The 20,734-nt window shown below is 57.9% G+C and carries 22 protein-coding genes and 1 pseudogene; 17 read left to right on the top strand and 6 right to left on the bottom strand.

Annotated elements, in window-relative coordinates; all coding sequences use genetic code 11:
- Positions 1 to 873: 873 nt before the first annotated feature.
- The 4 genes from E6C55_RS29980 to E6C55_RS29995 all read left to right on the top strand — a co-directional run bounded on the left by E6C55_RS29980 (position 874) and on the right by E6C55_RS29995 (position 3,943).
- Positions 874 to 1,536, top strand: coding sequence for a hypothetical protein (locus E6C55_RS29980; RefSeq protein ID WP_136373519.1), 663 nt, complete (start codon positions 874 to 876; stop codon positions 1,534 to 1,536).
- A gap of 274 nt (positions 1,537 to 1,810) precedes the next feature.
- The gene (locus E6C55_RS29985; protein WP_136373520.1) at positions 1,811 to 2,011 is read left to right on the top strand and encodes a hypothetical protein; all 201 of its coding nucleotides are present in this window, start codon (positions 1,811 to 1,813) and stop codon (positions 2,009 to 2,011) included.
- A 214-nt stretch (positions 2,012 to 2,225) separates the two neighbouring features.
- On the top strand, positions 2,226 to 3,485 hold the full coding sequence (locus E6C55_RS29990) for a DNA polymerase IV (RefSeq protein ID WP_136373521.1): 1,260 nt from the start codon (positions 2,226 to 2,228) through the stop codon (positions 3,483 to 3,485).
- Complete coding sequence (locus tag E6C55_RS29995; protein WP_136373522.1) at positions 3,482 to 3,943, top strand: hypothetical protein; 462 nt, start codon at positions 3,482 to 3,484, stop codon at positions 3,941 to 3,943. Before E6C55_RS29990 ends, E6C55_RS29995 begins: the two co-directional genes overlap by 4 nt.
- Before the next feature lie 7 nt (positions 3,944 to 3,950).
- Here E6C55_RS29995 and murA read toward each other — a convergent pair whose 3' ends face one another.
- The 3 genes from murA to E6C55_RS30010 all read right to left on the bottom strand — a co-directional run bounded on the left by murA (position 3,951) and on the right by E6C55_RS30010 (position 6,380).
- A complete protein-coding gene (murA, locus tag E6C55_RS30000; RefSeq protein ID WP_136373523.1) occupies positions 3,951 to 5,243 on the bottom strand; it encodes a UDP-N-acetylglucosamine 1-carboxyvinyltransferase in 1,293 nt (430 codons plus the stop codon).
- Positions 5,244 to 5,262: 19 nt separating this feature from the next.
- Positions 5,263 to 5,961 carry an FHA domain-containing protein gene (locus tag E6C55_RS30005; protein ID WP_136373524.1) on the bottom strand — a complete coding sequence of 233 codons (699 nt, stop codon included), beginning with the start codon at positions 5,959 to 5,961 and terminating at the stop codon, positions 5,263 to 5,265.
- A gap of 173 nt (positions 5,962 to 6,134) precedes the next feature.
- Positions 6,135 to 6,380: a hypothetical protein gene (locus tag E6C55_RS30010; protein WP_136373525.1), complete on the bottom strand. Its 246-nt coding sequence runs from the start codon at positions 6,378 to 6,380 to the stop codon at positions 6,135 to 6,137.
- 133 nt (positions 6,381 to 6,513) lie between these two features.
- Between E6C55_RS30010 and E6C55_RS30015 the strand changes: the two genes are divergently transcribed.
- The 10 genes and pseudogenes from E6C55_RS30015 (at position 6,514) to E6C55_RS30065 (ending at position 15,714) form a co-directional block, all read left to right on the top strand.
- On the top strand, positions 6,514 to 8,154 hold the full coding sequence (locus E6C55_RS30015) for a helix-turn-helix domain-containing protein (protein ID WP_136373526.1): 1,641 nt from the start codon (positions 6,514 to 6,516) through the stop codon (positions 8,152 to 8,154).
- A 103-nt stretch (positions 8,155 to 8,257) separates the two neighbouring features.
- A complete protein-coding gene (locus E6C55_RS30020; RefSeq protein ID WP_136373527.1) occupies positions 8,258 to 9,331 on the top strand; it encodes an ABC transporter substrate-binding protein in 1,074 nt (357 codons plus the stop codon).
- Positions 9,332 to 9,422: 91 nt separating this feature from the next.
- On the top strand, positions 9,423 to 11,153 hold the full coding sequence (locus E6C55_RS30025) for an ABC transporter ATP-binding protein (RefSeq protein WP_136373528.1): 1,731 nt from the start codon (positions 9,423 to 9,425) through the stop codon (positions 11,151 to 11,153).
- Positions 11,154 to 11,775: 622 nt separating this feature from the next.
- On the top strand, positions 11,776 to 12,228 hold the full coding sequence (locus tag E6C55_RS30035; protein ID WP_136373529.1) for a hypothetical protein: 453 nt from the start codon (positions 11,776 to 11,778) through the stop codon (positions 12,226 to 12,228).
- A gap of 368 nt (positions 12,229 to 12,596) precedes the next feature.
- Positions 12,597 to 13,076, top strand: coding sequence for a hypothetical protein (locus tag E6C55_RS30040; protein WP_136373530.1), 480 nt, complete (start codon positions 12,597 to 12,599; stop codon positions 13,074 to 13,076).
- A 135-nt stretch (positions 13,077 to 13,211) separates the two neighbouring features.
- Positions 13,212 to 13,607 (top strand): hypothetical protein, encoded by a 396-nt coding sequence (locus E6C55_RS35255; RefSeq protein ID WP_136373531.1) that lies wholly within the window; start codon positions 13,212 to 13,214, stop codon positions 13,605 to 13,607.
- A gap of 15 nt (positions 13,608 to 13,622) precedes the next feature.
- Positions 13,623 to 13,967 carry a hypothetical protein gene (locus tag E6C55_RS35260; RefSeq protein ID WP_136373532.1) on the top strand — a complete coding sequence of 115 codons (345 nt, stop codon included), beginning with the start codon at positions 13,623 to 13,625 and terminating at the stop codon, positions 13,965 to 13,967.
- Entirely contained in the window at positions 13,880 to 14,551 is a 672-nt protein-coding gene (locus E6C55_RS35265; protein ID WP_330999673.1) for a hypothetical protein, read from the top strand. Before E6C55_RS35260 ends, E6C55_RS35265 begins: the two co-directional genes overlap by 88 nt.
- A 126-nt stretch (positions 14,552 to 14,677) precedes the next feature.
- A pseudogene (locus E6C55_RS30060) lies at positions 14,678 to 14,881 on the top strand (sugar ABC transporter permease); the annotation flags it as partial.
- A gap of 5 nt (positions 14,882 to 14,886) precedes the next feature.
- Positions 14,887 to 15,714, top strand: a complete 828-nt coding sequence (locus tag E6C55_RS30065) for a carbohydrate ABC transporter permease (RefSeq protein WP_136373544.1) — start codon at positions 14,887 to 14,889, stop codon at positions 15,712 to 15,714.
- A gap of 243 nt (positions 15,715 to 15,957) precedes the next feature.
- Here E6C55_RS30065 and E6C55_RS30070 read toward each other — a convergent pair whose 3' ends face one another.
- A complete protein-coding gene (locus E6C55_RS30070) occupies positions 15,958 to 16,308 on the bottom strand; it encodes a hypothetical protein (RefSeq protein ID WP_136373533.1) in 351 nt (116 codons plus the stop codon).
- A gap of 157 nt (positions 16,309 to 16,465) precedes the next feature.
- On the opposite strand from E6C55_RS30070, the gene E6C55_RS30075 reads away from it, so the two are divergent.
- Positions 16,466 to 16,687, top strand: a complete 222-nt coding sequence (locus E6C55_RS30075; RefSeq protein ID WP_136373534.1) for a hypothetical protein — start codon at positions 16,466 to 16,468, stop codon at positions 16,685 to 16,687.
- Positions 16,688 to 16,775: 88 nt separating this feature from the next.
- On the opposite strand, the gene E6C55_RS30080 is transcribed toward E6C55_RS30075, so the two are convergent.
- Positions 16,776 to 17,924: a helix-turn-helix domain-containing protein gene (locus E6C55_RS30080; RefSeq protein ID WP_136373535.1), complete on the bottom strand. Its 1,149-nt coding sequence runs from the start codon at positions 17,922 to 17,924 to the stop codon at positions 16,776 to 16,778.
- Positions 17,914 to 18,567, bottom strand: a complete 654-nt coding sequence (locus E6C55_RS30085) for a hypothetical protein (protein WP_136373536.1) — start codon at positions 18,565 to 18,567, stop codon at positions 17,914 to 17,916. The genes E6C55_RS30080 and E6C55_RS30085 overlap by 11 nt, the downstream gene beginning before the upstream one ends.
- A 542-nt stretch (positions 18,568 to 19,109) precedes the next feature.
- Here E6C55_RS30085 and rsmD point away from each other — a divergent pair.
- Both rsmD and coaD read left to right on the top strand, forming a co-directional pair.
- Complete coding sequence (rsmD, locus tag E6C55_RS30095) at positions 19,110 to 19,682, top strand: 16S rRNA (guanine(966)-N(2))-methyltransferase RsmD (RefSeq protein WP_136373538.1); 573 nt, start codon at positions 19,110 to 19,112, stop codon at positions 19,680 to 19,682.
- The gene (gene coaD, locus E6C55_RS30100) at positions 19,682 to 20,203 is read left to right on the top strand and encodes a pantetheine-phosphate adenylyltransferase (RefSeq protein ID WP_136373545.1); all 522 of its coding nucleotides are present in this window, start codon (positions 19,682 to 19,684) and stop codon (positions 20,201 to 20,203) included. Before rsmD ends, coaD begins: the two co-directional genes overlap by 1 nt.
- Positions 20,204 to 20,734: the final 531 nt, after the last annotated feature.

Genomic DNA, 20,734 nt, shown 5'->3' on the forward strand with positions numbered 1-20,734 from the left:
TTCATTCCAAGGAAAGAGGGGCTGCAAGGCGCAACGAATGTGAAAAATCGCGTACATGGCGACAATCCCGGCTCGAAATTCGGTATATATGTTAAAAACCGTATAAAACGCCTCGATTCGCCCGCAAGCCGCACCGATGAATGTGAAAAAGCGCATAAAATCGCATGAATCGCCCGCATCAGGGGGGAGTCCGATACAGCCGATCCTTCGCACCGCCAGCATTCCTCGTACCCCAGCAAGCTTACCCGGCAAATCCGGCAGCTTCGCGTTCCCGCGAACGACCGCTTCCGCCGCGGCGAGAAGAACCGCGATCGTCGCGAACACGCTCGCCGCGTAAGCGTCCGCCGCCGTGAACGACAGCCAGACGAGGTTCAGCAGGTTGAACGCTATGCCGCCCGGCTTCCTGTCGCGTAAGTCACGAACCCGGCAACGAACCGTCCTGATGTGCGCCGCGAAGGCAATCTCCGCTGCGGGAATGGTATACTGATAGCGGAATGAGAGCGATCTGCAGCCCCATTCTACAATTCACTGTTATCGGAGAGAGCCTGCCATGATGCCCCCTTATACGGTTCTTGTCGTCGACGACGATGCGAGCATTGCGGAACTGATGAATCGGCTCGGAGGGGGGCGACGCCGTCCGGCATCTGGGCAGCGGACGGCGTTGGCTTCCTGTTCGCATCCTTGCTGACCGGCTGCGGCATCCGCCGCCGGCTCGTTCAGCCGCTGGAGGCGATGGGACAAGCGGCGAGGCGCACCGCGGAAGGAGACACGGGAGCGCGGGGCTCGGACTTGCGATCGCCCGGCGGGCTCCGGGAAGCCGGAATTGCAATAAGTTCGGAAGACAGCAGGGAGAAGGAGCGGTGAGGCAGAGCGATGATCAAGCGTAAATTTTATCGGGCGGAATGGGAAGACGGGCAAGAGGAGCAGGGCCTGGCGGCTCTGGCAGAGGGGCGGCAGGCGAAGGAACTGGTTGTGCGGGAGGAACTGATGACGGCTGCGGCGTTCCGTTGGCGGAACCAGTTGTTCCTCTACTATGAATGCATGGGCAGGGATGTCGCGCCGGAGGAGATCGCGGGCGAGGCGATGCCGTACCTGAAGAGCTGGCCGGGGCAGGGGAAGCCGAGCCGCTGGGCGGAGATGGCGGACGTGTTCCACTTCAACGAGCCGGAGAGCAAGGAGCACTGGCTGCGCAAGGAGCCGGTCGAGCGGCGGGGCGGCCGCGTCGCGCATCTGAAGCCGGAGATGATCGCGAGCTACATTTACTATCACTATCAGTTGCAGGAGGAGCGGGCGTTCTTCGGGAGCAAGTACGAGATCATCGCCATTCACGGCAACCTGCTGTTCGGCTATCAGGAATTCCCGGGGATCGTCGAGGAGCCGATCGTGCCGGGGCGCCTCGCCACCAAGGGGACGCCGGACAACTGGAACGACTCGCGGATGGATTTGCACTTCCAGCCGTGGGAGGACGACGGCTACCTGTACTTCAAGCCGATTGAGACGGTATTTGCATTCTATGTGGGAGATGTGAAGCCATAACGCATGGGGTTGAAGAGGCTGTCCCTTCGGCATTCGCCGGCAGGGGCGGCCTCTTCTCCTGTCTCTTCTCCCGCTCGTTCAGGCAGAGATGAGCAGGAACACCCGGCGCGTTCGGGGCACAGCGGCAGTCGATGGTCGATGGTCGGCGATGGCCGAGCGGCAGGCGGGCGTCAAACACTTGTCGCATACAGCAATATCCATTGAATACGAACGTACATTCTGATTATAATAAGAACAGGTGTTCTAAAAAATGACGAGCGGAGGAGGGACGGCGATGTCCATCGACAAGTATATCGGACGGACAGTCGTAATCGTCTATGAGGACCGGAAGGGGCAATTGACCCAACGAACGATTCTGATCCGCCAGGTCGCAGCGGGCACGATTCTCGCGTACGATATCGCCCGGCAGCAGCCGAGGCGCTTCCGAACCGAACGGGTGCTGGCGTTCCAGCCGGTAGCCGGGCATGCTTCGTGAGCGTTCTTCGTTAAGCGTCCCATTGTCCGAAGCTCCGAGCGTCCGAGCGCGGCAGGGTCCGATCCGTCTGCGGCAGAACCTTCAGAAACGGGCGGAGAACGATCCATTTTTTTGTCATTGAATACGAACGTAAGTTCTGATTATAATATAGAACAAACGTTCCCTTGTTCTCATAAGATGAGGGATCGAACGGCAGGGGAAGGCGATGACAAGAATGGCCCGAGAGAGAATCGTGATGCTGAGCGACAGTCGGTCTTATTACGCATCGGTAGAGAAGGACGCGCACCCGGAGCTGCGCCATCGGCCGGTGGCGGTCGGCGATCCGGGACGAATGTCGGGCATTATTCTGGCGGCGTGCCCGATCGCCAAGGCGCACGGCGTTGCGGCAACGGAACGGGTCGGCGAGGCGCTCGCGAAGTGTCCCGACCTGGTGGTCATCCGCCCTCGCATGCAGAGGTATATTACGATCTCCCTGCTTATTACCGAGATATACGAGCGGATCACCGATCAGGTGGAGCCCTTCAGCATCGACGAGCAGTTCCTCGATGTCTCGGGCAGCTTGTCTTCCTTCGGGCCGCCGGATGAGATCGCCCGACTTATTCAATCGCGCGTTAAGCTCTCGACCGGCGTGGAGTCCCGGATCGGGATTGGGCCAACGAAGATCCTTGCCAAGATGGCAAATAATTTGGCGAAAAGAAGCGAGAACGGCGTGTTCCGGCTCGGGTACGACAATCTGGAGAAGGAGCTGTGGCAACGGCCGATCGATGAGATGTTCATGGTCGGCAGTCGGATGACCCGGCACTTTATGCGGATGGGGCTCGCCATGATCGGCGACATCGCCCGGCTGGAGCTGAGCGACTTCAAGCGGAGACTGCGCAGGGAGATGAGGAAGCAGAGCGACATCATGGCCGAGTACTACTGGCAGACGGCTCGCGGCATCGACCCGAGCCCGGTCGAGCCCGCCATCCGGGCCGACGCGCTGAAGTCCGTCAGCCATGGCAAGGCGCTGCGCAGCCGGCTGTACCGGAAGCTGGAGGATATCGACGTCGTGCTTCTCGAGCTCGCGCTCGAGGTATGCAGCCGGGCGCGGCGGCTCGGGGTGCAAGGGCGAGTCGTGGCCGTCGGCGCGGTGGAGGACGGGGAGGAGCGCGCCACCTCGTTCGGCCGTCAGACGACGCTTCCGCAGGCGACAGCGCTGACGCATGAAGTGGCAGCGGCTGCGCGGCGGCTGTTCGTCGCCCACTGGAAGGGGGAACCGGTGTCGCGTCTCTACGTATCGCTGACGGGGCTCGGGGACGATTCGGCGATCCAGCTCGACCTGTTCGAGGATCGGGCGGCGACCTACGAGCTGGAGCGGGCGACGGATCGTCTGAAGAATCGATACGGCAGCGATGCGGTCATGCGGGCATCGTCGCTGCTCGAATCCGGCGTTGCCCGGGAGAGGGCGGAACAGATTGGAGGGCATTACCGATGAGCCGACTGGACGGCAACGAGCGCTGGAAGTCGAAGATGCTGCTAGCCGAGCATCAGGAGCAATATGAGAAGCGCAGCGACAAGCCTTCCGGCTACGCGACGCCGGAGGAGCTCCGGATGATCCGGGACGCCATCATGCTCCCGCATATGCTGACGATAAGCAGCAACAGCCTGACGGAGATGAATCGTTCCAAGCATCTGTTCAAGAGCTACTTCGAGGATATCATTCAAGAGGTCGTGGACAACATCGGCCGGGATTGCGCCAAGCTTCAGCGCGAGCTCCGGGACAAGAATATCAAGGTGTTCGACGACGAGGTCCACGACGGCATTCTCTATTATCGCTATCGCTGCCGCGGCTACGAGGACCGGTTCGGCATCGTCCGGGAGACGCTGCGCTCGGAGATCAGCGTCCGGCTGGCCCGCTACGCGGAGAAGGCGCTCGCCTCCTCCCGGACCTGACGAAGCGTTAGCCCTGAAGCGGAAGGCGTTCGCCGAGCTCGCGCTCGTCCATCTCGCGCATGGCCACTTGGGCTCCGATGGCACGGAAGCTGGCGACGACGTCCTCGTAGCCGCGCTCGAGATGCTCGACGCCGGTAATCCGCGTGCGGCCCTCGGCCGCGAGGCCGGCCAGCAGGAGGCTGGTGCCCGCGCGCACGTCCGTCGCGTGCACCCAGTCGCCCTTCAGCGGCAGCCCGCCGCGGATAAAGGCGCTCTCGCGCCGAATCTCGATGTCGGCGCCGAGGCGGCGAAGCTGCGGGACGTGAGCGAACCGCTTCGGGAAGACGCGGTCGGTCACGATGCTCTTGCCGCCGGCGAGGAGCAGCAGCGAGGTCATCGGCTGCTGCAGGTCGGTGGCGAAGCCCGGGTACATGCCCGCGCGCACGCGGGTCGCCTTCAGCATCCCGGTGCCGCTGGCGGTGATCCGGCCGTCGCCGCATTCCACGTGCATGCCGATCTCCTCCAGCTTGGCCAGACACGAGCCGAGATGCTCGGGGATGATGTTCTGCACGGTCACCTGACCGCCGCGAAGCCCCGCCGCCATCAGGAACGCCCCGGCGATGAGCCGGTCCGGAATGACCGTATGGCTGCCTCCGTTCAGATAAGGAACGCCTTCGATGCGGATGCATTCCGTGCCCGCTCCGTAGATTCGGGCGCCGAGCCGGTTCAGGAAGTGAGCCGTATCGACGACCTCCGGATCGAGAGCGGCGTTGCGCAGCCGCGTCCTTCCCCGGGCGCGCGAAGCGGCGAGCATCGCGTTGATCGTCGCGCCGGAGGTGACGGTGTCGAAGTAGATGTCCGCCCCCTTGAGTTCGGCGGCTTCGACAACATAATGATCGCTTGCCAGGCGAACCTCGGCCCCGAGCGCCCGGAACGCCTTGATATGCTGATCGATCGGCCTGGCGACGAAGTCGTCCCCTCCGGGGAACCCGATCGTGACGCTGCCGAACTTGGCGAGCAGCGCGCCCGCGAAATAATAGGATGCGCGGTAGCTGGACGCTTTGCCCGGGTCGATCGCGGCGCTGTGAATGAAGCGCGGATCGATGACGATCCGCTCATCTTCCCGCCGCAGCTCCATGCCGATATCGCGGCCGATTCCTTCCACGATGCGGACGTCTTCAATGCGGGGAATGCCCTCCAGAGAGACGATATCGTCAGCGAGGCAGGCGGCGGCGAGCAATGCGAGGGAGCTGTTCTTCGCTCCCGGAATATGTACCGTTCCGCGCAGCGGACCGGTGGACGAAGCTTCTATATATCGCATGGGAATACTCCTTCTGTCGCTAGGACGATTGGCCTTCCGACTCGAGCACATAGCCGCTTCCGCGAACCGCGCTGATCAGGAAGGTATCCTTGCCGAATTTTTTGCGGATTCGATAGACAAGGGCGTTCAGTTCGTCGAGCGTGACGTCGGGGACGCCCTCGCCGGCGGACGAGCGCTCCGGCCAGACGGCGGCTTTGAGCTCCTCGAGCGGCACGAGCTTGTTCGCGTTGTCGTGAAGCAGGCGAAGCAGCAGATACTCCTTCTCGGACATCGGAATCCGGGAGCCCTCCACCACGCATTCCCGCTTCTCCCAATGAATCGCAAGCGGAAGCTCCGGCACCTCGTAACGCCCCGTAATACTGAGCGGTTCGAGCTCAAGCGTCTCCTCGGCGAACGAATAGGAGAAGTGAAGGACGGACATGCCCCTGGCGAGCTTGATGATATCGAATGTATTAAGCGGATACGGCCGATGCGGCGTCACCTTGACGCCGTTGATCTCCGTGCCGTGACGGCTGCCCAGGTCGTACAGCACCGCGCGGTCTTGCTCCCTGCGAATTACGATGTGTCGGCGGGAGACGAAGGCGTTCGTGAACGCCAGGTCCGGGGAGAACGAGTCGGATTCCCGTCCGATCACCGTCTCGTCCGCGGCGAGGTTCACGCAAGTGCCCGTCGGATAAGGCTCCCCGCGAATGACGTATAGGCATGCGAAGCTGTCCAATCTCGTTCCCTCCGTATCGTAGGATCAGGCTGTCTCGGCATAACGGGACACGTCTCCGCTATTCATCGTAACTCAAATAAGCACGGAATAAAACCTTGCCAGACTGACGGGCGGGTCATAATTCGGTGTTTTTTTGAGATTTGCCGAAGGAGAAGCGAGGCCGCGCGATGAAGTTAGTAATTTTGTGTGAAAAACCACATTGGCGCAGGACGATAACGGGGGATTTGGGCGATTGTATGCGAAAAATCACATTCGTAGAGGCTGTTTCGCTCCGAACCGCCCGCATATATGCCAAAAAACACATAAAACACCTCGATCCATGCGGAAACCACGCCGATGAATGCGAAAAACCACACAAAATCAGCGGCCGATTCCGCCCCCTTCTCGCTAAATAAATTGACACTGAAAATCGTTTTCAAATAGAATTGTTCCTATAGACTAGCCTACAGGCCGCACGGACCGCCACAGACCGCCACAGACCGCCATAGATCGGCATAGACCGCATAAATCGCAATAAACCGCACAGCAGGCCAGCAAGGGGGAGAATCGGGGATGGAACTTGGCTTCAAGAATGGCAATCGGCAGGAAGCGGAGGCGGACGAAGCGGCGGACCAATCGCTGGAACGCGTCTGGTTCCGGCTGCTGGACAGCCGCCGGGAGCCCGTGGCGCGCGTCTACCGGCTCCTGTACGACATCGCTCCCGCGCTCGCGCTCGTCGCCGTCGACGGGGGCTCGGGGCACTGCATTATCGACGGCTTGCCGCAATTGCTGGAAGACGGGGCCGCTTATCTTGTCATGCCCGGCCAACGGGTGGAGCTGCACTTCGACACGGAAGGGAATCGGCAGTTATACGAGTTGCGCTTCGACCTGATCGGCCCGGAAGCGGATTGCGAGCGGTCCCTGGAGGCGCTGCGCGAACGCGGCCGGCTGATCTCCTCCGGGGACGGCATCGCGTTGTCCTTCTGCGAGAGAATCGAGCGGCATTGGCATACGGGCAGGACGGCGGACCGGTTCGTCAGCCACGCCGCCTTCCAGGAGCTGCTGCATTCGTTCTTCCGACAGCACGACCGGAACGAGGACGCCCTCGAGAAGGTGCGGGCCTGCATGCTGACCCGTTATCGGGAAGACGTCACGATCGAGAGCTTGGCGGAACTGGCCGGCATGAGCAGATACCACTTCATGAGGCTGTTCAAGATGAGATTCGGCCAGAGCGCGATGGACTTCCTGACGGAGCTGCGCACGAACGAGGCGAAGCGTCTCCTGGAGGAGGGGCTTGCGCCGGGCGATGTGGCCGAGGCGGTCGGCTACAAGGACCCGCTTTACTTCAGCAGCCAGTTCAAGAAGCAGGTCGGCATCCCGCCGAGAACGTATTATCTGAACCGGCAATGCAAGGCGGCCGCATACAGTTGGCCCAATATCGGCCATCTGCTTACGTTGCGGATGATTCCGTTCGCCGCGCCGATCGACCAGAACTGGACGGACGACTACCGACGCAAGTATCGGTTCGACGTCAAGGTGCCGCTGAGCCACGACTACGACTTCAACCGGCTTGCGCTGGAGCGGGCGAGGCCGGACCGGATCGTCGCGCTGGACGAGCTGATTCCCGAGCAGGAGAAGGAGAAGCTGCGCGCGATCGCTCCGGCGTTGTTCCTTCGTTGGCATGCGGACGATTGGAGGACTCATCTGCGAAGCACGGCCGCGTTCCTGGATCGGGAGCAGGAGGGCGAGCGCTGGCTGGCTCGTTATGAGGAGCAAGCCGAAGCGGTTCGCCGAAGAGTTCCCGATGCCTTCCGGCAGGGGAAGCTGCTGCTTCTGACGATATCGCCGGCCGGCGTGCGGGTATGGGGCAGGCGAGCGGGGACGGTGCTCTACGACGATCTTGGGCTCGAATGCGCGCCGGGCGTCGAGAGCATCGAATTTATGCGCGAGCTCGCCGCGGGCGACCATCTCGCCATGCTGAAGTCGTTCCGTGCGGACACGATCTTGATCAGCGTCGCGAAGGATCGGCAGTCCCAGCAGGAGTGGGAGCGACTGCAGCGGACGAGCGCCTGGGCGGGGCTGAACGCGGTGCGGAACCGGAACGTTCACTTGGCATCCAGCCAGACGTGGCTGCGGGAGCCGTATCTGGAATACACGGCCAATCGGCACGAGCAACTGCTTCAGGAGCTCGATCGGTTATTTTGTGCTCTCTAACGCGCCAAATTCGGCACGATCTCCTATTCTCTCCAAGAAGAATCGTGATTTATAATAGCTTCCGTGAGAATGATTCTCAACATCGGCAATCGGAGGAGAAGTCATGATTCAAGGGAAGAGGCACCACCAAGCAACGACAATAAGGGGGACGATTGGACTGCTGCTCGTCCTGCTTCTTGCGATAATCGCGAGCGCTTGCGGGAACAACGCGAACTCCGGCGACAACGCGGGAGCGTCCGCGAGCGCCGCTTCGCCGTCCGCCAGCGAAGCGGCAAGCCCGTCCGCCAGCGCTCCGGCGGCGTCGGAGGAGCCGGCCACGCTGACGATCAAGCACGGCTTCGGGGAGACCGAGGTTCCGCTGCATCCGAAGCGCGTGGCCGTCATCGGCCTCGAGGACGTTATGCTGTCGCTGGGCACTCCGCTCGTGTATGCTTACGGCTTCGACGGCTATTATCTGTATGACCGGCTGAAGGAGCAGAACGTCACGCTGTCGAACAGCCCGGACACCGCTCCGAACCTGGAAGGAATTCTGGCGACGCAGCCGGACCTGATCGTACTCCAGCAATACTTCACGGACCAGGCCGGATACGAGGAGCTGAGCAAAATCGCTCCGACCATCGCCTACAAGCCGGACGACTGGAAGACGTCGATCGCGGAGATCGGCAAGATTCTGGGGCTGGAGGACAAGGCCCAGGAAGTGATCCAGGCCAACGCGGACAAGATCGCCGCCGCCAAGGAACAGATCGCCTCCGCGGTCGGCACAGACAAGACCGTGCTCTACATTCGTCCGTCGGACAAGGACCTGCAGGTATTCTTCCCGAGCTTCATGCCGCTGCTCTACGAGCAGCTCGGACTGAACCCGGACACCAGCATTGCGGACTTCGAGAAGGAGGCGGACGCCGATTGGGGAGTGAACACTTCCCTGGAGAAGCTCCCTGCCATTACGGCGGATTACGTGTTCGCGATCTACGGAGGCTCGATCAGCTCCAAGGAAGACTACGACAAGGAAGTCGCAGCCCAATCGGAGGTCGAGAAGCTGCAGGTATGGCAGGCGATGCCGGCCGTTCAACAGAACCATGTGTTCAAGGTATCGGCCAGAACGTGGATGTCCTCCGGGCCGATCTCCCAGAGCAGCATCATCGACGATGTGGTCTCCGCGGTTGTCGGCAAGCAGTAAGACAAGACCAGGTGCGGGTCGAGACGGGCAGGCTTCTTCCAGGAAGCCGACGCCCGTGTCGGCCCTTCGCCTTTGACGAGGAGGAGCACAATTGCTGCGCAAGTTTTTTGCCTACTACAAGCCTTACAAGGGACTGTTCCTGATCGACTTCTGCTGCGCCGTCTTCGCCGGGCTCATGGAGCTCGGCTTCCCTATCGTGGTGAACAAGTTTGTCGACGATCTGCTGCCCAGCGGCGAATGGACGCTCATCTTCTGGGCGTGCCTCGGGCTGCTTGCCGTCTATGCGGTGAACGGCCTGCTGCAATACGTCGTGACGTACTGGGGACATCAGCTTGGGATCAACATCGAGACGGACATGAGGCGCAAGCTGTTCAATCACGTTCAGAAGCTGTCGTTCCGCTTCTTCGACAACAACAAGACCGGCCATCTGATGGCCCGCATGACAAGCAATCTGATGGAGATCGGAGAGATGGCCCATCACGGCCCGGAGGACGTCTTCATCGCAATCATGACGCTGGCCGGCGCCTTCTCGCTTATGCTGGCGATCAATTGGAAGCTTGCGCTGCTGTCGTTCGTCATCATTCCGGGGCTTATTTATCTCTCGCTTTATTTTAACCGCAAGATGATTCGTTCCTTCCAACGCATGTTCAAGGACATCGGGGAGTTCAACTCCAGGGTGGAGGACAGCATCGGCGGCATTCGCGTCGTGCAGGCGTTCGCGAACGAAGATCACGAGGCGGCCAAGTTCGCGGAGAACAACGAGCAGTACCGGCGGACGAAGTTCGATTCGTACAAGATCCAGGCGCAGAATTCGTCGATCGGTTACTTCCTCATGCGTCTGGTCATTCTGTTCGTTCTTGTGTGCGGCACCTGGTTTGTCGTGAACGGCGAGATGACGTACGGGGAGTTCGTCGCGTTCCTTCTGCTCTCGAACGTCTTCCTCGGGCCGATCAACAAGATCAATTCGGTCATCGAGAGCTATCCGAAGGGTATGGCGGGGTTCAAGAGCTATCTGGAGCTGCTGGAGACGGAGCCGGACATCGCCGATGCGCCGAATGCAATCGAGATAGGCCGGGTAAAAGGGGACATTCGCTACAGCGGAGTATCGTTCGGTTATGAGAATGGGGCGATGGTGTTCTCCGGCGTGGATCTGGCGATCCGGGCCGGAGAGACGATCGCGTTCGTCGGTCCGTCCGGAGCGGGCAAGACGACGCTGTGCAGCCTGCTGCCGCGCTTCTATGAAGCGGACGAAGGGGTCATCTCGATCGACGGCATCGACATCAAGCGGATGAAGCTGGCGTCGCTTCGCGGGCAGATCGGCATCGTCCAGCAGGACGTGTTCCTCTTCTCGGGAACGATCCGGGAGAACATTGCCTACGGAGATCTGCGGGCAAGCGAAGCGGCGATCTGGGAAGCGGCGCGGCGCGCGCAGTTGGACGAGTTTATCCGCGCGCAGCCGGAAGGGCTGGATACGATCGTCGGCGAACGGGGCGTCAAGCTGTCGGGCGGCCAGAAGCAGCGGCTCGCGATTGCCCGCATCTTCCTGAAGAATCCGCCGATTCTGATTCTGGACGAAGCGACCTCCGCGCTCGACACCGAGACGGAGAAGGCGATCCAGCAGTCGCTCGCGGAGCTGTCGAAGGGACGCACGACGCTCGTTATCGCGCACCGGCTCGCAACCATCCGGGACGCCGACCGGATCGTCGTCGTATCCGAGCAGGGGATCGCCGAAGAAGGCAGGCACGAGGAATTGCTTGCGACGGAAGGCGCGTACAGCCGCTTGTATCGGGCCCAGTTCGGCGCGTGGCCGAGCTCCGTATAACCTTGGGGAACGCCAAACGGCGGCACCGGGATCGCTCCCCGGTGCCGCCGTTCTGCGTTCAAGTCGATCGTCATTCCAATCAGATGCCTGCGCGCAGAATGATCACGAGAAGGACGAAGAGGACGAGGGCGATCGTAGCGGCACCCCATGCGCCGCCAGTTCCGCAGGGACCAACACCCGCGCCAGCTACCGGATAACTCATATCTATCACCGCCATCGATTGATTGTGATTCCTCATCACGCAATCATCCTATGACGGCGGGCGAAGTACGGGACGGGGCAAGCGCACAGGAACCCCGAATTCCGCGCCTGCCCATGCGGGGACCAGAGTAGACGAAGAGCGGCGAACGATTACTCCGCCGCTATGTAATGACGGACCATAAGGTAGGAAGCGATCACGATAAGAAGCACCCCGAAGCAGTACAGCATAACGAGCGCAAAGCCCTTTTTGCCATCCATTGTTCCATGCACCACCTTTAAGAAAAGGATACCCGGAAGAGAGCGGCTTGCCAAGCGAAGACGGCAATTGTCACGACATTGTGCGACATTGCGCGGGGGCCGTGCAAGTAACCAAGCATAGCGGCAGGGATGAGCATAGAATAAGGGAAAGGAGGGGCTGCAGATGACGAGATTGCTCGATGCGAGAACAAGCCAGAACAGCAGCTTCGCCGGCAGTTTGGCCATTCCGCTGCTTCCGGTCGATCAGGATCAACTCTTCGCCGTCGTCGGTCTGAATTGCTTGCAGCCGACAGGCGTCGTGAGAGCCCAGTTCGGTGCAACCGTGTCGATCCAGTACGAGCCGGGAGGAATCAGGAACGTCACCCTCTCGGTCTACCGGCAGATCATGCTCGGAGAGGTGCCGCTCGGCGCAAGCGCGCTTGTCTATACGGCGACGCTAAGCGAGCTTACCCAGCAGGACTCCGTCGTTCGGGTGTTCACCGTCGTGGGAAGCGACTACGACATCCAGACACCGAACGTCTGCCTCGTGAAGTACACCGCCTACGTACGGGGCGATACGGCGGGGCTCGTGCGCACGGGCCCGGAGAGCTTCGACGCGAGTCTGTATTGCGATTGAGCGGACGTTCCCGAGCAAGCCGGTTGCCGCATTCCAAAAAGATAGCCCTCCGCATCCAATCGATGCTGCGTTCGTTTTCCGAAGGCGTTCCCTTACAATTTTACTGGATTCCATAATGGATGAAGGAGAATGCAGATGGCGCGATTAGGGATGAACAGAGGCGGAAGCAGAATGGCGGCAAGGGTGCTCGTTTGGGTCATGATTTTGCAGACGGCGTTTATGTATCCGCTTACAGAAGGCGCGAGGGCCACCGAGCCGACAGGGCTCTTGGATTCGTCGGGCTGGAGAATCACGACAACGCTCGACGACGGGGAGGTCGATCTGGATGCCGTCTCGGCGGCGGTGTTCGACGGCGATCCCGCTACGGCATGGACGAGCAGCAAGCTCCAATCCCCGTGGGGCTCGTGCTGCAGATCGACATGCAGATCGCAACGGAGTTCGATACGATCGAAGTCGACTCCGGAGATTCGCCGAATTACGGCAGGCAATACATCGTTCAGTCCGATGCCGATTGGGGCGCCCAACTGGCCCAGACGGCCGGGGAGCCCGGCACGACGACAATCTCGGTGCCCAAGACGCGGGCAAGACTGGTGAACGTCTGGCAGACCGGCACTTCCGATACGCCATGGACGGTGACCGGCATCCGGGTGTACAACGGGGACAATCCGTATCCCGGCAAGTCCGGCCTCGGCGTCAATTGCACACCCGACACCTGCCGGCTGAGCTGGAAGGCCGTGGACGGCGCGGACGGCTACAGCGTCTATCGATCGGGCAGCCTGAACGGGACGTACAGCCGGGTGCACGCATCGACGGGCGATTCCCTCGAATATTCGGATGAGGGGCTGTAGGCCGGTCGATCTTACTTCTACAAGCTGTCGGCCGTCGTCTCGGGGACGGAATCGGGCCTCTCTGCGGCCGTCGCAGGCGTGACTTCGGGCAACCCGTTCGGTCCGAATGTCTATATCGTTAATCCGGAGATGTCCATGACGGACATTCAGGGCGCAGCGGATTCGGTGTTCGCCGTGCAGGAGACGAACGAGTTCGGCGACGAACGCAGCGCCATCCTGTTCAAGCCGGGAGTCTATGACGACGTGAACGTCAAGGTGGGCTTCTATACGCAGGTGTCCAGGCTCGGGCGGAACCCCGACGACGTGACGATCAACGGGACCTTGAATGCGGACGCCGACTGGAATAACGGCAACGCACTCGTGAACTTCTGGCGTTCCAGCGAGAATATGAGCACCGCGCCGCCTGCCGGAAGCTCGGCCCAATGGGCCGTGGCGCAAGCCGCTCCGATGCGGCGGATGCATATCAAGGGCCAGTTGGAGCTGTTCGACTTCGATCCTTGGTGGAATGCGGGGCTTGCGAGCGGCGGGTAACTGGCCGATACAAAGGTGGACGGAACGGTAATTCCGGCGTCCCAGCAGCAATGGTTCTCACGCAACAATCAATATGCCGGCTGGTCGAACGGCGTCTGGAACATGGTATTCGCAGGCGACTCCCAGCCGCCTGAGGGAGAGTTCCCGGGCGCTCCGTACACCGTCGTCGAGCGCACGCCGACGATTCGGGAGAAGCCGTACTTGTACCTCGGTGAAAATAACAATTATGAGGTGTTCGTGCCGGCCATCCGGGAGAATTCGCAAGGAATCAGTTGGCTGGAGGGCCGACGCCGGGACGATCGATTCCGCTCGATCAATTCTATATCGCGGACCCGGACAGCTCGACGGCGGCAAGCATGAACGCCGCGCTGAGCCTCGGCAAGAATCTGCTGCTTACTCCCGGAATCTATCATCTTGAGGATACGATCAAGGTGGAGCGTCCGGATACAATCGTGATGGGGCTAGGCTTCGCAACCTCGATCCCCGCCGCGGGCAAGGAAGCGATGGCCGTTGCGGATGTAGACGGCGTCATCGTCGCCAGCCTGCTCTTCGATGCGGGGCCGGGAGGCTCCCCCTCCTTGCTTGAAGTAGGGCCGGCCGGCAGTTCGGCGGATCACTCGGCCAATCCGACATCGCTTCACGACCTGTTCTTCCGGGTGGGAGGGGCGCATGCCGGAACGACGGAGACGAATCTTGCGATCAACAGCGGCGATGTGATCGGCGATCACTTCTGGATCTGGAGGGCGGATCACGGCGCCAGCGCCGGCGGACAACTTATTTTCTACCAATCGGAGATTCCGTACGAGGTGCCGAATCAGGAGGCATGGAAGAGCCATGGCGGCACGGTGGACGGATACTCGTCCTACACAAGGTCGCCGACACGGTCACGAGCCACGAGGCTTGGGGACTCGGCGTCTACTCCTACTTCCGGGACGCGGACGTGAAGCTGCACAGCGCCATCGAGGTTCCGGACGCGCCGGGGGTCAAGATCCATCACGCGACCTCCGTCGTGCTGGCGGGCGGCGGGGAGATCTCGCATGTCGTCAATGAGGCGGGGAGCGCCGCAACCCCTGCGATCGTTCGATCTGATCTGGTCAATGACGAAGGGCGGACCGGGCTTCGCAACCGACGTGATCGCGTCTATTATCTACAAGCAATACCAGGGAGGCTTCTACGGCCTCGCGACGGCGGGCAACGTCATTCTGTTCGTGTTCGTCACGGCGCTCGTATACCCCTTGTCCCGGTACTTGAACCGTTCGGAGGTGGACTTATGAGCAGGATGAGCAGGCTGAACCGGTCGGCCGTCGAAGCATTCGCCGTCCTCTGCAGCATCGTTCTGTTCGGCGTGCCGCTCTACTTCGTATTCGTGAACGCCATGAAGAGCGCCCAGGAAGCCTCCTTGATGAATATGAATTGGCCTTCCCGCGTGCAGCTCTGGACGAATATCAAGGAAGTCGTCCAAATTCGGGATTACATGCTGCTTCGCGCGTTCTGGAACAGCTCGCTGCTGACACTTCTCTCCATTGCGGTTCTAATCGTCGTGTGCTCGATGGCGGCATTCGTCATGCAGCGCCGCAGCGGCAGGCTGTCTCCGTGGCTGAATTTTCTCGTCCTGTCGGGTCTTATTATTCCCCCTGCGATCGTGCCCACCATCTGGGTGCTGCAGAAGGCCGCCTTGTTCAAAACATTGACCGGAATCGTGCTTGTCGAGGTAGCGCTGAGTTTGCCGTTCTGCGTGCTGCTGTACCGGGGCTTCATGGGGGCGATACCGCGAGAGATCGACGAGGCCGCCGTCGTGGACGGCTATGGGGGCTACCGGTTGTTTTTCACCATCATCTTCCCTCTGCTCAAGCCGGTCACCGCGACGGTGATCGTCACCTCGTCGGTATCCATCTTCAACGACTTCACGAACCCGCTTTATTTCTTCCCGGGGGCCAAGAACGCGACGGTGCAGCTTACCTTGTACAACTTCACGAGCCAGTTCGTCTCGCAGTGGAACTTGCTGTTTACCGACATTCTGCTTATCACGATTCCGCCGTTGGTTCTGTTCCTGTTCTTCAACAATAAAATCGTGGCGGGCATGACTGCCGGTTCGGTGAAAGGGTAAGTTCAGCGGCAATCGAACATAAAAAATCGGACATTGCTTGGAAGGGGGCGTCAGTCCGCTCTGGCGAATTTGGGGGAACTACTTGGGGACGACTCGGAGACAACTTCGGGCTCGTCCTTTCTATTGCCCAGCGCGAAAATATCATCAAAACCCGCTGGCGTTTCGCGCTCAACTGATCGGAAAATGGGACCCTATGCCTGATGAGTAGGGCACGGGCGGGTATCCTTCTTGGTTGCAGGATAGTTACTTAATTCGGCGCAAATCTGCGATGTCGGCTTCTTGGGAAATGGAACGAATAGACAAGCGCTCAAGGATCTTCTGTTGGTCTTGTTGGATCTCCATGACGTTCAATTGGTTTTTCAGAAGAGCCTCCACGTGCACCACTAGCTCATCTAGCTTCTCGTTCGTCTGAGAGAGACGAAGCCCGATTTCTGCAATATCGTTAACCACCTCGTTCCGTGAGTCGACAACCTTGGCATTCGTCGCTCCAACGATTTGCAGTAATTGCTGCATGTGTCCGCCATTCCGCTGCTGTTCATTTTCGATCGCTTCGATTTTCTTCAGAATCAGGTCGAGATTGTCACTTCCGGCCATTAACCAGACCTCCCTGCTAACTGTCTTTCTCAATCCTCTCGAAGACCTTCATTAATTATACCACGGTTCGAGGCGTTGTCGTTCCTGTTGTTCGTAATTGCAATTGATATTAACGGGATGGCGGCGAGTTAAGGATGGAAGCGGGCTATCCTCTGCGGTGGGGGCGGCGGGGCTGCTGAAGAAAGGCAATACGGCGGATACAGCCGTGAAGGAGGACTACAAGTTGGAGTTGAGCAATTACCAGTGGGCCACACTGAGGGCGGGAGTTAAGGCCCTGATCGATAAGGGAACGATCAAGGACACCGCATGGCTGGACAAGATCGGCAACAAGACGCTGACGACTTCTGAACTGGCGTGGCTGACGTTTGCTGTTAAGTGAGTATCTGCCCGGGGGCTGCGGCTCTCGGGCTTTTTTGTTGACGAGAACAAAATGCAAGACCCCGACCAGCCTAAGCTGAGCGGGTTTTTTACTTGCTCTTTGGTTTAAATGAAACGATGTTTGCTTGCGCACTTTGTTCCAAGAAGTACCCGTTGTCCAAGTTTGAAAATTGTTCAATTTCTTCTCTGGCCAGACGCAAGTCAGTCAGTATATCCTGTCTAGTCTTGACATTGTGATCGACTAAGGCGACTATTGCTTGCCGTAGTGCTAATGGTTCTTCAAAATCAATTTTTTCATCGAGCGGTTCTTTGGTTAACTGATTTTGCTTGGCTAGTTTCTGTCTCAAATAAATATGTTGGTACTCAGTAAGTACCCCCAGCGAGTGAGCTCGATATGCCATAGCTTGAATCGAGATTTTCCAGCGCATTTTAAGTGATATAAAGTATTCAAGAGAACTTGAGTAAATTTCTGAACCGAAGCTTTGTTCAGGTAGAAGAAAAGCCCCAGCAAACCGGTTCGCTTCTCTTTCAATTATTTTGTAGTTCTGCTTTTGGTTGAACTCACTCTGCTTCAGCTTTGAATGCAAAACTAAGTGACCAAGTTCATGCGCTATATCAAATCTTGAACGAGGTCCAGTCTTGTCGTCACTCAATAATACATATGGTCGTTCGCCGTCCTCCCAAATAGAACAAGCATCAATACTGTACGACGATGACGGTGAACGTGAAACGATAACCCCATTCTTCTCCATTAGAAGTGAAACATTGCTTATTGGACCATTGCCCAAATTCCAAGACCTTCTAAGTTCTGCGGCAACGCGGTCAATCTCTTCATCGGGAGTTGCTATGAAGTACTCGCGCTGAATGATTCTAGGCACGTTGATAGCAGGGAAGTTCAAAAATTGCTCTAGATATAAATGTATATCTCTAACCCAATTCAGTTTGTGTTTATGGACATTCTTTGATTTAACTGATGTCATAGCACCGCTTCTGAAGAAAACGACACCTTCTTTGGATACGCTTATTGGTTTGAAGAAAAAAGTCACGGGCATATTTAGGGTGTCAGAAATCTTTTCGAGCATATCAAAACTCGGTTGAGAAAGGTTATTTTCGTATTTGGAAATTGCTTGATGAGAAATGCCAACAGCTTCTGATAACTGAGATAGCGTGTAACCCCTTGCTTCTCTAGCTTGAGTAAGACGCGCTGGCACGAATTTTGCAAAACGGTTAGTTTCCAAGGCCCTCAACCTCTGTTACAAAGTTTCTAAATTCAATGAGTTGCTCAGGCGTAATTACCTCTTCCTTCTCCAATTCATTACTGCTCTCAACAAGAGTTGGCTCATCCATTAAGTTAATGCGCTCACGCCAAAGGTTGGGGAACCCAATATTAATAAAATTTGGCGCATTGCCTCCTCTGCTGTACGTTAGTAAAAGGTATACTTCGTCTAATGATAAGAGCAGGTCGCCGTCGATGTCTGGAAAGTACATCGTGCCTTGGTTTACGGCCTGCAACTTATCTCTAAAGTATGCAGGTCTGGCTGTTTTGTATTTGGAGTCAACCTGGCTGAAGGTCATTTTAACGTTGTTGTGGGTCAGAACCAGATATTTATAAGTTTTGGTTCTATTGTGTTCAAATGTATACGACATCGAAAGGTTGCCCTGATTAATTTGGTGCTGGAATAAGTACCCAACAGCTAAGTTCCTTAAGTATCCTATATGTGCTTGACCTAATTCCCAATTCAACATAGGGGTATGCTTGATGGATTCATCTGTAAGTATGTAAGCCTGACCTACAATATTTCTAATTGTTGAACGGGTGCGCGGAGTTAAATGTGTCCTTATCACTTGCTTAGCATCGGAATGAAAAAAGGAGGCTTCCATATTCACCACTCCTATTGATGTCTGTTCTCTGCTACTATATTACTTGTAAAATGGAAATTTTGCAACCAATTCTGCGGTCGCGATAAGAGTATATGTTCGTATTCTTGTTTCTTGTATCCTGCTCGGGGTGTGATCCCGAGCATTTATTATTTGCCTGTGCTTTAGAATTTGGGCGACAATTGGGCGACAACCTTGGTTTTGATACGATTTTCTGTCATGTCATTCTGTGATAAGAATCCAGTAATATCAAGGATTTTCGGGGCTAATGAACAAAAAATCGGACCCCGCATCGCTGCGGAGTCCTTACATGGGAGAGGAGAAACCGGACGAAGAGCTTATGGGGAAACGTAAGTCTTCTCCGCGGTTGTCCCCGGCGTTTCTGAGGCGCCGGTACTATCAGTGTGACCCGATTGCGCAGAAATATACACCTCCGGAGGCAAAAAAATGCGGAACTTTCGCAACCGCTTCCGGAGTTTTTGCTTTTGAAGCCGCCGCGAATATGGTAACATAGCACCGAATGAAGCCGTGCAGGAGATGACAACTTGAGAGTCATATCGGGAGAAGCCAAGGGGCGGCCGCTTAAGGCCGTGCCCGGTCAGACGACGCGTCCGACGACGGACAAGGTGAAGGAAGCGCTGTTCAGCATGATCGGCCCGTACTTCGACGGAGAGACGGTGCTCGACTTGTTCGCCGGAACGGGCGGACTCGGCATCGAAGCGCTAAGCAGAGGTGCCGGCAAGGCGGTATTCGTCGATACGAACCCGCGCAGCGTGGAGATTGTCCGCACCAACCTGGACGCCGCGAAGCTGGCGGACCGGGCCGAGGTATACAAGAACGACGCGGGCAAGGCGATCCGGCTGCTCGAGCGGAAGGGAATCCGGTTCGACTTGATTTTCCTCGATCCGCCTTACGCGATGAAGACGTGCCGCGAACTGCTGGACGAGCTGGAGGCTCGGGGGTTGACGGCGAACGAGGCCGTTGCGGTTGTAGAGCACGAATCCGGCTTCGATTACGGGGAGCGCATCGGCCTCTTCGCGAGGCGTCGCCTTGCGACATACGGAGAGACGGCGATCTCGATCTACCACAAGACAGAGGGCGGGGGCGAAGCGGAATGATGACCAGCGGCAAAATTCGGCAAGAGGGGGAGCCGCGCATCGCGGTGTATCCCGGCAGCTTCGATCCGGCGACGTTCGGCCACTTGGACATTATCCGGAGGGCCGCGAAGCAGTTCGACAAGCTGATCGTCGCCGTCCTGAACAACACGTCCAAAAATCCGTTGTTCACCGTCGAAGAGAGGGTGGAACTGCTTCGGGAGGTCACGAAGGATCTTCCGAACGTCGAGATCGATTTTTTCCGGGATTTGCTCGTGCGCTACATGCGTTCGCGAGGCGCCCAAGTGAGTATCCGCGGCATTCGCTCGGTGACCGACTTCGAATACGAGCTGCAGATGGCTTCGACGAATCGTCAGTTGGATGAGGGCATCGAGACGATCTTCATGATGACGAATCCGAAGTATTCGTATTTAAGCTCGAGCATGGTCAAGGAGATCGCGAAGTTCAACGCACCGGTTCAGGACCTCGTCCCTCCGGCAGTGGAATCGGCTCTTCGCCGCAAGTTCGGCACGTCTCAAGGGTGAGCGAGAGATAGTAGGATAGGCGAGACAGCAGCGGAGCAGCCAAGACAAGTGAAGAGCAGGATGGCAGTGGGCAAAAGGGGCCGTAAGGCCTCTTTTTGGCATGAAAGAAAGCATGACCGCTCAGTCTATCGTCAAAGCTGTGATTCCCCCGAACCCCCGAACCTTCGACCCTCGGAACCTTCGACCCTCGGAACCTTCGACCCCCCGACCCTCTGAATCCCCGAACCCGGCAACTGCGAATTTTATGTAAAAAATCGCATTGGAGCGGCTCGATGGTAGGTCGTTTGGACGGTTCTATGTGAAAAATAGCATACATGGAGAAAATTGCGGCTCGAGTTGGCGTATGTATGTGAAAAATCACATAAAACGCCTCGATTCCCCCTCAATTTAGGTTGATGAATGTGCTGGACAGTGAAAAGTTCTCCAAAGAAAAATAACCCAATCTAGCGATTTTACGGTATCCTTAAGGTCTCACTCTAAAAGGATAAAATCGCTGAAAGGGTTATAGACTGTAGTCTACCCGATTTCCGA

Source organism: Cohnella fermenti (assembly GCF_004801405.1).
Lineage (GTDB): Bacteria > Bacillota > Bacilli > Paenibacillales > Paenibacillaceae > Cohnella > Cohnella fermenti.

What these genes read in the sequence shown, in the direction of transcription:
- E6C55_RS30070 (WP_136373533.1), bottom strand. Translation starts at nt 16,308, where the DNA reads ATGGCCGGAAGTGACAATCTCGACCTGATTCTGAAGAAAATCGAAGCG.
- coaD (WP_136373545.1), top strand. Translation starts at nt 19,682, where the DNA reads ATGACCAGCGGCAAAATTCGGCAAGAGGGGGAGCCGCGCATCGCGGTG.
- E6C55_RS30020 (WP_136373527.1), top strand. Translation starts at nt 8,258, where the DNA reads ATGATTCAAGGGAAGAGGCACCACCAAGCAACGACAATAAGGGGGACG.
- E6C55_RS30040 (WP_136373530.1), top strand. Translation starts at nt 12,597, where the DNA reads ATGGACGAGCAGCAAGCTCCAATCCCCGTGGGGCTCGTGCTGCAGATC.
- E6C55_RS30085 (WP_136373536.1), bottom strand. Translation starts at nt 18,567, where the DNA reads ATGGAAGCCTCCTTTTTTCATTCCGATGCTAAGCAAGTGATAAGGACA.
- E6C55_RS30015 (WP_136373526.1), top strand. Translation starts at nt 6,514, where the DNA reads ATGGAACTTGGCTTCAAGAATGGCAATCGGCAGGAAGCGGAGGCGGAC.
- E6C55_RS30035 (WP_136373529.1), top strand. Translation starts at nt 11,776, where the DNA reads ATGACGAGATTGCTCGATGCGAGAACAAGCCAGAACAGCAGCTTCGCC.
- E6C55_RS29985 (WP_136373520.1), top strand. Translation starts at nt 1,811, where the DNA reads ATGTCCATCGACAAGTATATCGGACGGACAGTCGTAATCGTCTATGAG.
- E6C55_RS29990 (WP_136373521.1), top strand. Translation starts at nt 2,226, where the DNA reads ATGGCCCGAGAGAGAATCGTGATGCTGAGCGACAGTCGGTCTTATTAC.
- murA (WP_136373523.1), bottom strand. Translation starts at nt 5,243, where the DNA reads ATGCGATATATAGAAGCTTCGTCCACCGGTCCGCTGCGCGGAACGGTA.
- E6C55_RS29995 (WP_136373522.1), top strand. Translation starts at nt 3,482, where the DNA reads ATGAGCCGACTGGACGGCAACGAGCGCTGGAAGTCGAAGATGCTGCTA.
- E6C55_RS35255 (WP_136373531.1), top strand. Translation starts at nt 13,212, where the DNA reads ATGACGGACATTCAGGGCGCAGCGGATTCGGTGTTCGCCGTGCAGGAG.
- E6C55_RS30065 (WP_136373544.1), top strand. Translation starts at nt 14,887, where the DNA reads ATGAGCAGGCTGAACCGGTCGGCCGTCGAAGCATTCGCCGTCCTCTGC.
- E6C55_RS29980 (WP_136373519.1), top strand. Translation starts at nt 874, where the DNA reads ATGATCAAGCGTAAATTTTATCGGGCGGAATGGGAAGACGGGCAAGAG.